Annotated in this window: 9 protein-coding genes; all 9 read right to left on the bottom strand. The window is 55.3% G+C overall.

Going from position 1 to position 11,335, the window contains the following annotated elements:
- Positions 1–1,148: lipoprotein-releasing ABC transporter permease subunit (locus tag AC2VLY_RS02715; RefSeq protein WP_486921727.1), on the bottom strand; the 1,148-nt coding region annotated here is incomplete at its 3' end.
- Between the two features lie 2 nt (positions 1,149–1,150).
- A complete protein-coding gene (lysS, locus tag AC2VLY_RS02710; protein WP_300253271.1) occupies positions 1,151–2,632 on the bottom strand; it encodes a lysine--tRNA ligase in 1,482 nt (493 codons plus the stop codon).
- A 36-nt stretch (positions 2,633–2,668) separates the two neighbouring features.
- A protein-coding gene (prfB, locus tag AC2VLY_RS02705; protein WP_193651355.1) for a peptide chain release factor 2 occupies positions 2,669–3,767 on the bottom strand; the annotation gives its coding sequence in 2 pieces (ribosomal slippage) (positions 2,669–3,691 and positions 3,693–3,767; 1,098 coding nt in all).
- Between the two features lie 343 nt (positions 3,768–4,110).
- Positions 4,111–4,239: a hypothetical protein gene (locus AC2VLY_RS02700; protein ID WP_264674711.1), complete on the bottom strand. Its 129-nt coding sequence runs from the start codon at positions 4,237–4,239 to the stop codon at positions 4,111–4,113.
- Positions 4,236–6,035, bottom strand: coding sequence for a single-stranded-DNA-specific exonuclease RecJ (locus AC2VLY_RS02695; RefSeq protein WP_486921726.1), 1,800 nt, complete (start codon positions 6,033–6,035; stop codon positions 4,236–4,238). The genes AC2VLY_RS02700 and AC2VLY_RS02695 overlap by 4 nt, the downstream gene beginning before the upstream one ends.
- Positions 6,035–6,514: a hypothetical protein gene (locus AC2VLY_RS02690; protein ID WP_310514049.1), complete on the bottom strand. Its 480-nt coding sequence runs from the start codon at positions 6,512–6,514 to the stop codon at positions 6,035–6,037. Before AC2VLY_RS02690 ends, AC2VLY_RS02695 begins: the two co-directional genes overlap by 1 nt.
- Positions 6,501–8,660 carry a hypothetical protein gene (locus AC2VLY_RS02685; RefSeq protein ID WP_486921725.1) on the bottom strand — a complete coding sequence of 720 codons (2,160 nt, stop codon included), beginning with the start codon at positions 8,658–8,660 and terminating at the stop codon, positions 6,501–6,503. The genes AC2VLY_RS02690 and AC2VLY_RS02685 overlap by 14 nt, the downstream gene beginning before the upstream one ends.
- Positions 8,660–10,645 (bottom strand): site-specific integrase, encoded by a 1,986-nt coding sequence (locus AC2VLY_RS02680; RefSeq protein ID WP_310514047.1) that lies wholly within the window; start codon positions 10,643–10,645, stop codon positions 8,660–8,662. Before AC2VLY_RS02680 ends, AC2VLY_RS02685 begins: the two co-directional genes overlap by 1 nt.
- 4 nt (positions 10,646–10,649) lie before the next feature.
- The coding region (locus tag AC2VLY_RS02675) for a tyrosine-type recombinase/integrase (protein WP_486921724.1) at positions 10,650–11,335 on the bottom strand (686 nt) is incomplete at its 5' end.

Genomic DNA, 11,335 nt, shown 5'->3' with positions numbered 1-11,335 from the left:
ACATGCACCACATCCCAGGGTTCGAGCTTGGAGGGCAACTGACTGATGGAATACACCTCCGGAGAGATGAACTGGGTATGCAGTAATTGTTCAAGAGCAGGCACCAGGGTGGGGATATTCAGGGCCAGCAGGACGCCAAAAAACACTCCCAGCAAAGTCCCGACCAGGCCGATTACCGCTCCCTGCACCATAAAAATCAGCATGATACTGCGTGGCGTGACGCCCAGAGTGCGCAAAATGGCAATATCGGTTTCCTTGTCGGTCACCACCATGACCAGGGTCGCCACAATGTTGAATGCCGCCACCGCAATAATCAGGGATAAAATGACGAACATGACCAGTTTTTCCATGCTCAGGGCCTTGAAAAAGTTTTCATGGGTCTGGGTCCAGTCCTGAATATAAAAGGCGGGCCCCAGTTGTTTCTGGAGATGGGCGGCAAAAGCCGGTGCATCAAAGGGATTTTTGATCTGCATACGCAGGCCGGTCACCCCTTTATCCAGCCCATAAAGGCGCTGGGCATCCCCCAGATTGATGTACGCCATGCCGCTGTCGTAGGCGTAAATACCCACAGAAAACAGACCGACCACGGTAAACTGGCGCAAGGACGGACTCACGCCCAGAGGGGTGACTCCGCCCTGGGGCGAAATCAGGGTGATCCTATCGCCTACGGTGACTCCCAATTGCCGGGCCAGAGCCGTACCCAGCACAATACTCCAGGGATGACTTTGCAGGCTTTGCAGCTTGCCTACTTTCATATCCTTGGCCAGCTTGTCCACTCTCCCTTCCAGAGCAGGATCAATGCCCTCAATCATCGCTCCACTGACCAGACCATCATGGGAAATCAGTGCCTGCGCCTGCACATAGGGTGCCACGCCAGTCACATCCGGCACCCGCGACAAACGTCGGGTAGCGGTCTGCCAGTCCATGACCGGCACCCCGTTGCCCTGAATGATGACATCGGATGTCACCGCCAGGATCCGCGAACGCAGGGTGTGGTCAAAACCATTCATGACCGCCATGACCGCAATCAGGGCGGCTACCCCGATGACCATTCCGAGGATGGCCGTTCCGGTAATAAAAGAAATGAAATGATTATTTCTTTTGGCCCGGGTATAGCGCAACCCGATCCACAACTCATAAGGGCGCATGATTATTCCGGTCGCAAGTGCGGGAAGAGAATGACTTCACGAATACTGGGCTGATCCGCCAGCAACATGACCAGACGATCAATACCCAGCCCGACGCCCGCAGTGGGTGGCATTCCATACTCCAGGGCGCGGATATAATCGGCATCATAGAACATGGCTTCTTCATCACCGGCATCCTTGGCCTCTACCTGGGCGCGGAACCGGGCGGCCTGATCTTCGGGATCATTGAGCTCCGAAAAACCATTGGCCAGCTCACGTCCGGCAATCATCAACTCAAAGCGGTCGGTCACCTCCGGATCCAGATCATTACGGCGCGCCAGGGGGCTGACTTCCAGAGGATATTCGGTAATGAACGTCGGTTGCTGTAAATTACATTCCACGGTCTTTTCAAAAATTTCGATCAGCCGTTTGCCCCAGCCCCAGGAAGCCTCACAGGGCACGCGCAACTGCGCCAGCTTGGCAGCCAGGACTTCCGGATCGCGCAGATCGGCGTCAACCAGATCCGGATTATAGGCGCGCACCGACTCGCTCACGCTCATCCGCACAAAAGCCTTGCCCAAGTCAATTTCCAGGCCCTGATACTGAATCCGGGTGTCACCCAAGGCCGCTTGTGCCGCAGCGCGAATCAAGGTTTCGGTCAAATCCATGGCATCCCGATAATCGGCATAGGCCTCATACCATTCGAGCATGGTGAATTCCGGATTATGGCGGGTAGAAACCCCTTCATTACGAAAATTACGGTTGATTTCAAAGACCTGCTCAATACCGCCCACTACCAGGCGCTTCAGGTAAAGTTCCGGGGCAATGCGCAGGTACAGCGTCATATCCAGGGCATGATGATGGGTCATGAAAGGACGCGCTGTGGCGCCACCGGGAATGACATGCATCATGGGCGTTTCTGCTTCAAAAAAACCGCGCTGGCGCAAGCCTTCGCGGAGAGCGGCCACAGTTTCCGCCCGGATCTGAAACGTCCGGCGGGCCGATTCGGTGACGATGAGATCCACATAACGCTGCCGAAAGCGGGTTTCCGGATCACTCAGCCCATGCCATTTTTCCGGCAGGGGGCGCAGGGCTTTACTGAGCAGTTGCAGAGTGTGGACTTTCAGGGACAGTTCGCCGGTTTTGGTGCGGAACAAAGTCCCTTCCACGCCGATAATATCGCCAAAATCCAGGGCCTTGAAACGCGCATAGTGCTCTTCCCCCAGGGCATCACGACTGACAAAAAGCTGAATACGTCCGGACTGATCCTGAATGTCGGCAAAGCTGGCTTTACCCATGACCCGCCGGGTCATCAGACGTCCACCCAGGCGGGCCTGGATCGGCTCCTGCTCCAGCGCCAAGGCATCCATATCCCCATAACGCGCCTGCAGATCTCCCGCCAAGGCATCGCGCCGAAAGTGGTTGGGGTAGGCCTGTCCCTCATGCCGCCACTGGGTCAGCTTGTCCTGGCGTACCTGCATCTGGTCATTCAGTTCATGATCCACTTTGTTCTCCTCGCGCCAATTGTGCGTGACTGCATTTTATAAGCCGGCCTTCAGTGCCGCTTCGATGAATAGGTCCAGTGCCCCATCCAGAACTTTCTGGGTATCTCCCACTTCGACCCCGGTGCGCAGGTCTTTGATCCGTGACTGGTCAAGCACATAAGAACGAATCTGATGCCCCCAGCCAATGTCACTCTTGCTGTCTTCCAGCGCCTGTTTTTCCGCATCACGCTTTTTCATTTCCATTTCAAAAAGCTTGGAACGCAACATGCGCATGGCTTCGGCCCGGTTTTTATGCTGGGAACGATCCGTCTGACAGGCGACAATAATGCCCGATGGGACGTGGGTAATCCGAATGGCCGAATCCGTCTTGTTGACGTGCTGCCCACCGGCACCACTGGCGCGATAGGTATCCACTTTGAGGTCTGCTGGATTAATTTCGATTTCAAAGCTGTCATCAATTTCGGGATAAATGAACACGCTGGCGAAACTGGTATGACGACGATTTCCTGAATCAAAGGGCGATTTGCGCACCAGACGATGCACACCGGTTTCGCTACGCAGCCAGCCGAAGGCATGATCGCCCTTGACGTGAATACTGGCCGACTTGATACCCGCCACTTCTCCTTCCGAGACTTCCACCAGTTCCGCAGCAAAACCGTGCTGCTCACTCCAGCGCAAGTACATGCGCAAAATCATCTCTGCCCAATCCTGGGCTTCGGTGCCGCCCGCCCCCGCCTGAATATCGACAAAGCAATCGGAAGCATCATGCTCTCCCGAAAACATCCGCTGAAATTCCAGTTTTTCGACCATCGCCAGGGCCGTATCCAGATCGGCATCCACCGAAGCCAGCAGTTCCTGATCCTGCTCACTGAGCGCAAGTTCCAGCATTTCGTTACCGTCCGCCAGACTGGCACTCAACTTGTCCATCGGTCCGATGATGGCTTCCAGAGCCGCTCGTTCCCGTCCCAGTTCCTGGGCTTTTTCAGCCTGGGTCCAGATGCCCGGATCTTCCAGTTCGCGCTGAACTTCTTCTAAACGGCCACGCTTTTCTTCGAGGTCAAAGATACCCCCTCAGGCCGATCACCCGGGCCTGGAGATCTTCGTGCAAAGCACGCATCTCATTCACTTCTCTCATGATTTTTCCTTTTCGAGCGGACTGCGCCGAGATCAACCCCGCGCCAGGCCGTTCACCTAGCACACAAAGCCCGTAATTATGCGCAGTTTCGGTGCTGATCTCCAGTGGAGTTTTGACGGTGTTGAGAGCAGGTCATGCCGTTACCCAGTTTTCTACCTGCAAGCCTTCCACCCGGCATGTTAATCAGCGTCATTCGTTTGCCAACTGTCAGCATCAGGTGTTTACCACCCCATCTCGCGGAAAATGAATCATTAATCCGTTGAAATATTATGTGCATCAGCGAAATACCGAGGTTCCAAAAGGCGAACAATCTAAACGCTGATTTCTGCTGAAAAATGGCTAATCACCAGCGCTGTCTGACAGCCATGTCCTTATTGCCGAAAGCGGCCAGGAACGCAAAAGGGAACTCCACGGCATCAAAAGGCTGACAGGCGAGTTCTGATATGGCCGTCTCAATTTCTACAGCATTCATGTAGCTACTCGCTGAACCATCACCGGTTTCCCTGCAATAACCACCGCATGGCGGACGCGCAATTGCAAGGACGTCTCGTCTCTGAAGGTATTGGCCTCCAGCTCGAAAGTCACCCGGACAAGCTGCCCCGTTTCCACCGGACACACACCGTCGCGAACCGCCCCAAACCAGATGGCATCGAATCGATTTGGCCCGATGCCCAGCAACAATTTGAGGTGGGTGCCGTCCCCGACGGGACGCACACTGAGAATCTGGCCTTCCGCACAGAAGATGGGTGCCTCCCATTGCCGACCGAAAGGCTCCAACAGCGCGAGCTCTTTGAGCAATTCCAAACTTGGGAGCTGTTCGAGCGTCCCATCGCTCAGTATCCGGGGGCCCGGGGTCCACGCTGCCAGGGCGCGGGTTGCGGCTGCATTGAAGGCTGTCGCGAAACGATCAAATCCCTCCCGTTTCAAGGTGACTCCGCCCGCACCTGCATGACCGCCCCAGGCGACGAAGTCGTCCGGATAGGATTCTGCAATCCCTGCAAGGGCGTTGCGGATATGAAATCCGGGCACGGTACGCAGCGAAGCGGTGATATGCTCGCTCTCCTGCTTGGGCGAGAAATAGGCAGCAGGCCGTCCGTAGGCTTCCACCAGACGGGCAGCGCAGACCCCATGTACGCCCGGATGCCCTTCCGGATCGAACACGGTAATGGCCATAGCCCCGTCCACCGCCTGCTCCTCCGCCAATGGCAGGATACGGCGCAGCATCTTGGATTGGACCCGCTTGCGCTCGCTATTGTGCTCCACCAAAACATGCGCCAGGCGTATGGCTTCCGCCTCGTCGTCGCACATCAACAGGTCGACGGCCCCCAGTGCGCAATCCAGCCTGCCCCGGGCATTGATGATCGGCCCGAAGGTAAAACTCAATGTCGCCGCTGTAATCGGGCCGCTGCAACGGGAAACCTGGTACAAGGCACGCCACACAGGGCGCGCCTCTGGCGCATTCATCAAGGCAAGACCGCGTGTCAGCACCGCACGGTTGTTCGCCGAGCGGGCCAGATCCACACAATCCGCCATGGTTCCCAGGGCAACCAGGTCAAGAAGGCCACCCAGACGGGGCGCATTGGCCGGAAGGTGCCCCCAGTCGATGAGCTTTTGCCGTACCGCGCAGCAGAGTAGCCAGGCCACATGCACGCCCGCGATGTAGGGGTCGGCAAAGCCTGAATCCGTGCGGACGGGATTGACACAGGCGATGGCGGCGTGCGGCGGTCCCTGCTCCGGAACTCCATGGTGGTCCGTCACTATTGTCGAAAAGCCATGATCGCGGAGCTTCTCGATACGGTCATGGTCCGAACTGCCCTGGTCCGCAGTAATGACAAGTGCAGGACGCGGTGCCGAGTCCAGAATCCGCTGGGTGACGCTTTCCGAAACGCCATACCCTTCCCGCAGTCGATGGCCAATGTAGCTGTGTATCCGGTGTTCGGGCACACCGAAGTAGTCACGCAACGCAAACTTCAGTACCGCGTGCCCGGACGCTCCGTCACAGTCGAAGTCAGACAAAATAATCAACGGGTTACCTTGTTTTACAGCGCGTGCAACAGCCTCAGCGGCGACGCCGATGTCGGGCAAACGGTCTGGTGAATCAAGCGCACTCAGCGGCGGACGAACAAGCAATCCCACCCTTCCCGAATCCTCGTCACCCAGTCGACCCGCGATGATTCGCGACTGTAGAGGCGTATAACCAGCCGCTGTGGCCGCATAAAAAACATCTGGCGAAAATGGCCTGTCGATGATCCGCATGGGTTCTGGCATCACTCGCCACCCTTGTTCTGGCTGACCCTGTGCAACTTGTCGCGCTCCTTTAACAGACTCTCTCGCCGCTGCGCTTCCTTCCGCCAGCGCTCCGCCTCACGCTCTGCTCGTTGACGGGCCAGAAAATGAGCTGTCTGCCCACTCAGCGCAGCATGCAGCTTGCTTTTCAGCTCTGCCACGTCTTCCCGAAGACGAGTGATCACCTCACTCGCGGTCCTTGGCGCAGTAACCTCACCAGGGCGCATCAATTGCAACACTCTGGCCCTTTGTGACTGATATTGGCAATTTGAGTGTGCGATCAAAGTCCGTGAGTGTTCAGCCTCTTTAGCAACCGTCGAAAAGTTGATTTGTAAGCGCCCCTCTGCCGCCAGTCTCTTCAACAGCGGGTCTTTGGGTTTCTTCTTTTCCAGACGGTCAATCGCATCATCAAAATCCTTTTCGATGACTGCCCTGGGAGGCCGTTTTCTACTGCCTGACATTGACGAGTTCTTGGTCCACGCGCAGATCCAACGGAGCGGTCTTTATCCCTAGGCGCTCCAGGATCTTTTTTGCCACTGAAGCCCGCATAGCCGCCACGCGGAACATGCTGCCCTGCCCTCGCGCCTCGGCTTGCTGATGTGCCACGGCATTGGTGACATACCGTTCCTGCCAGAACCCAACGTGGCGCAAGTCCAGAATGAAACAGTCACAACCCGAACAGAGTGAAGGTTCTCGCGTAGTGTAGTTAGGGATGGGTAGTCCAATTGGCCGCGTCCCAGCAGCCTTATGGCAACCCATGTTCTCTGTGTTCATCGGGAAGCAATTACCATGCGGGGCAAACCACATGTGCAAGCTGTTATCCCGAACAAAACGCATCACGCGCCGCCATCCTACTTCCAAACCCGCCCCCTCGACCAACGTGCGCACCTCATCAATTCCTTTCTCAAGTTGCTTGCCCATCTTTCCGGCGACCTTTGTCCGGCCAGTCGCCATCTCATACATTTGCATGGCCGTAAGTTGGGATGCCATGGCATTGATTGGTTCGATCTGGATTCGATTGCTACCCCAGTAGCCACCTTCCGTGATAGCCATAGCCATGTGGTGGTATTGGCGCTGAACGGCTGGCAGCAGACGCGGATCAATGGACAACGCGAACTGTGCATAGGTCTTGCGAAACTGGTGAGGCCGGATGATGCGACCCTTCGACTCACGCCAAGGGATGAGATCATTCTCGGAAATTCGGTGTGCAGATTCGTCCGGCAAATCGGACAGATCTACCCATCGCTCAATGAACGCCTTAACATACTCGTTTAGCTGGGCGGTGTCGAAGTGGTTGACTCCCTTTTTCTCCCAGGCAAAGGACTTCCCAGCGTTGATGGTGATCAACAGCCGATCTGTTTCGGCAAGTTTGCGTTCATGTGCGTACAGTTTGTCAAGCACGAGCATGGCATGAACCGGGAGGGGAATTTCGTCGCTGCCTTTCGGGCGCATTCCGAGCAACCAGTCTACATCAAGCGGAACCTCTTCCTCCTTGCTCAGCTCGGATCGCAGCACGAATGCTTCGTTGAGCCCCGACGATGCCTCGACAATACGGACCCCATGCGGTAGACCGGTTTCCGAATCAACACCTGCGCGCAAAGCACATATCTCGCTTGCACGCATGCCGGTTGAGGATTGAATTACGATACACGCAGCCCCCGTAATAGCAGCAACCAGCTGTCGGACCCGTAATATCGGACCCGCCTCTCTAATTTTTTTAATATTGTATTGAATCAAATGGTCGTACCACTCCCCAGACGCACTATCAAGGACAGACAATTCATAATCATGCAGAACCGCGTTAATGCGATTTCGACGAGCGATCTGAGGATTCTTAGATTTTTTAGGGAAATCGTTTCGGTGGTAGGCCTCTTCCATTTTTTCGCGGGCCTCCAAGCCGACTTCGGCGGGGATTCCCAGAAACCATGCTGCCTTGTTTACCAGTGGAATGGCCACTTCGTCGGGCAAAGGCCGAATCCAACCCCGCGCCTCGGTGATGATCTGCCTGGCAATCGAGTTGGCCCCTTTCTCATCTATCCAAGGCCGTTCCGGCATTGGTGAAATGCCCGCTTCTTCCAGGGCCTGGCGCTGCCGCCAGATTAAGTCAATGATTTTCAGGGGCCTATAGGCTGCTCCTTCCCCGATAACCGTTTCGTCATCTACGTCTACGGCAATAATCGACGGCAGATCATCTATGAACGCAGCAACGAACGCCTTGTCCATATTTTTGGGCCATATTTGCCCACGTTCGACCATCCATGGCACGACCACCCGAAGACCCTGCGTCAACAGGACGCCATTCCCGGTTTTATATGCTTTGGCCTTGTCTCGGGGATCAGTAAACAGACTCCAGACAAATCTTCTTAGCCATCCCAGTAGTTGGGAATGCTCCGAGTCAAGGAGGTTCCGCCCATCTGGCAACGCCATATCCCAATTCATCTTAGCTGACAAAGCGCGCTGGCCGATGCTCGGATTATCCAGCCACCAGATGGAATCCCTCCAGCGACTCTTCGATGACACCCAGACCGCATTCAGTTCGACTTCCGGACGGAGGTGAAACGGAGCGCTTGAGCTTGTACGAATGATTTCTGCGGTCAACATATTCATTACTCCACTGCTGGCAAGGTCACATCGAAGCGCTTTGCTGCTTCCAGGACATCGGCGGGCACATGCGTCAGTAACGCATCAAGATCCATGAGCACGGGGCCGTAACGCACCAGCCAAGCTTCTCCGGCGATCTGCCCTTGCGCCTCAAAGATCGCCGTACGCAAGGACAGGTACAACGCGACAGCTCCGGGATCATGAATGTCGGCCGCCGCCAAAGGGCAGGAGGGACATCGACCGTAAGCGGCGCACAACCGATTTTTGTTCTGCGTCGGCCATGGCGAATCGTAGGGATCAAAACAATAGAACCCCGGCGTGGCAGCGCCACGATCCATACGCGGTGTGAGCCGGCGTCGACGCGGATCAATTTTCCCGTCCGTCCTGAACCATCGTTCCATGAAGAGCATGGCGTTCCCAAGCCATTCGGCTTCCCGCCACCGTGTTCCATCACTAACATAATGCTTATCTGTGGTCCTAACATCCTTGTGTCCAAGAATCTGACTGGACACCACAATACCCTCGCGAAAGGCAATCTCGTCGCCGATTGTTGCCCTGATCTGGCTGAGTTTGAACGACTGGAGTCCATGATTCTCGCAGAACTCCGCCAGACTACGTATCCATCTCCCATCGGACCTGGGTATTCCCCTGTCATCCCCACCAAGTCCCCGGCCTGCGGAAATGGTCCCATGATACCGGTAAAAAAGGAACAGTCGGTCCTTCAAGGAAGGGCTGACAGTCTTGCGCACCAGCTTCGTTAGGCGTTTAAGAAGATCCAAGACCGGTTCAATACGAGCCGCAGACATCGGTATCAATGGATCTTCGCTTGCCCGCCACTTGGTCCCGCCCAATCGGATCAATGGCTGACCGAGCAGTTCTCCGGGATGAATATCTGTCCATTCCAACTCAAACAATGTCGTCGGATTCATGGCGGACTCAATTGCCAGGAAAAGGACCAGTGGCACGAGATCGCGGGCAGTTGGGTAGAGGATTTCCTTAAGCCGCAGGATGGTATGCGCTTTCTTGTTAAAACCAACATGGCGATATAACTCAGGGTGGCATTTTTTCAAGACGGTAGGAGATGGGAGGCCTTCGGGGCAGTTCTGAGCGATGTAAGCGGCGCACGTAGCCAGATCGGAAAGGTCGAAATCCCCTGCAGCGAGCCTTTCGCTTCCCTTCTGCAACAACTGCTCCGACTTCTCGATTCTTGCGCGAAGGGCATCAATATCCTTGGCCACCGCGTTATCAATTGCCTGCAATGCTTCGTAAGACAATCTTTGTCGTGGTGTGGTTCGCGTTTCAACATAACTCCAAGTGATGTTCGGTCTTGCATCGAAGGCAACTCGTGCCAATCGGCCGAATTCTGGAGCCGACTTCAATGCTTCCATCACAGCAACTAATGCCCCGAAGGTTACCGACCTGGTTTTCGGATGAAGCACCTGTCCATGTTTCTGATCAATCTTCGAGTCAAGCCACTGCTTGAACTGATTCCATAAGGAACGATCAAACTCTTCGAGGGTGATGTGCAGGAGATCGCTTTCCCGCAAAAAGGCTAAAAATCCAACCTGAAGCTCGGATCTGCGCCCCATGATCGTCTTCTGGCGCTTACCGACTCCATAAAGCCGGAAACCCTCAGCTAGCGGTTTGGCTAGGTTGGGTGCCTGCCCCAGGAATGAAAGGTCTAAAACGTAGGGCTCACGATCAGGACCTGGAAACTCGACGCGAATATCGTGATAGTCATTACTGAAATGGAGTTTGGTTTGCTTTAGACGAGTCGCTCCCATATCCACGATATTCGCGGTCTCTTCCGACTTCCTACGGATCTGAGCAGCGACAGATGTAGCCGAAGTTGGCTTGCGTTTGGCCTCTGCGCGTCGTGGAAAAGTGGCGTCAGATACTGGTGGCTCGTCGTGTGCGATGGTGCCTGACTTTGCTAGCATTGAGGCTTTGGCAACAGTGCTTGCAGAGGATCGTTTCTTATTCTTGGTCATTGTCTTACTCCAAGCCTACAAGAGACCTAATGTCCTGTTGGCCACGAGGACCAAACAACTGGACAAACTTCAGGTAAGTCTGAATAGTCGTTTCCATCCGCTCATGACCAAGTTGCGCCTGAATCACCTTCCATGGTTCCGGATTCCCATTCTTCACCTCGATCCAGTAGGTATACACGGCATAGGTGTGCCGGAGATCATGCACGCAGTGATTGGCAACCGAAACCTGCGTCGTTATGCCCGTGTCTGGATCAATACGTTGTTTCAACCGCATCAGGCCTGCGGAAATGCAGGCCTCTTCGACGATCGTCTCGAATCGTCGCGGGGTGAAAGTTGATCCTGGATCTGGTGAACGTGCACCTGCCAGAAATAGGACTTTAGGCGCCTGCCTTCCTTTTTTGCGCCCCAGTTCCAGCGCTCGTGCCCGCTCTCCTTGCATATATTGGAGCGTATCTGCAATCAACCAGTTCGGTACGGCAACATTTCGCGCCACATTGCCCTTGCCAATCACTTCAACGGCTTGTTGTGAAAAGGGGGATTCCTCATCCGGATGCAAGGCAAGGAACTGATACTGATTGAGAGTCATGATCTCCGAAAGGCGGAGGCCAACCCCCCAACCCCAATCCGCCATAAGCCTGTCTCTGCTTGGGCGTAAATCCCCTACTTCCCGATCCGTTGCAGAGGGACCAA

The sequence above is a fragment of the Acidithiobacillus sp. TH-A36 genome, assembly GCF_057473445.1.
The sequence above is the reverse complement of the archived record's forward strand: the minus strand, read 5'-3'. Positions and strand labels throughout refer to the sequence as shown.

What these genes read in the sequence shown, in the direction of transcription:
- AC2VLY_RS02700 (WP_264674711.1), bottom strand. Translation starts at nt 4,239, where the DNA reads ATGAATGCTGTAGAAATTGAGACGGCCATATCAGAACTCGCCTGTCAG.
- AC2VLY_RS02695 (WP_486921726.1), bottom strand. Translation starts at nt 6,035, where the DNA reads ATGCCAGAACCCATGCGGATCATCGACAGGCCATTTTCGCCAGATGTT.
- AC2VLY_RS02690 (WP_310514049.1), bottom strand. Translation starts at nt 6,514, where the DNA reads ATGTCAGGCAGTAGAAAACGGCCTCCCAGGGCAGTCATCGAAAAGGAT.
- AC2VLY_RS02685 (WP_486921725.1), bottom strand. Translation starts at nt 8,660, where the DNA reads ATGAATATGTTGACCGCAGAAATCATTCGTACAAGCTCAAGCGCTCCG.
- AC2VLY_RS02680 (WP_310514047.1), bottom strand. Translation starts at nt 10,645, where the DNA reads ATGACCAAGAATAAGAAACGATCCTCTGCAAGCACTGTTGCCAAAGCC.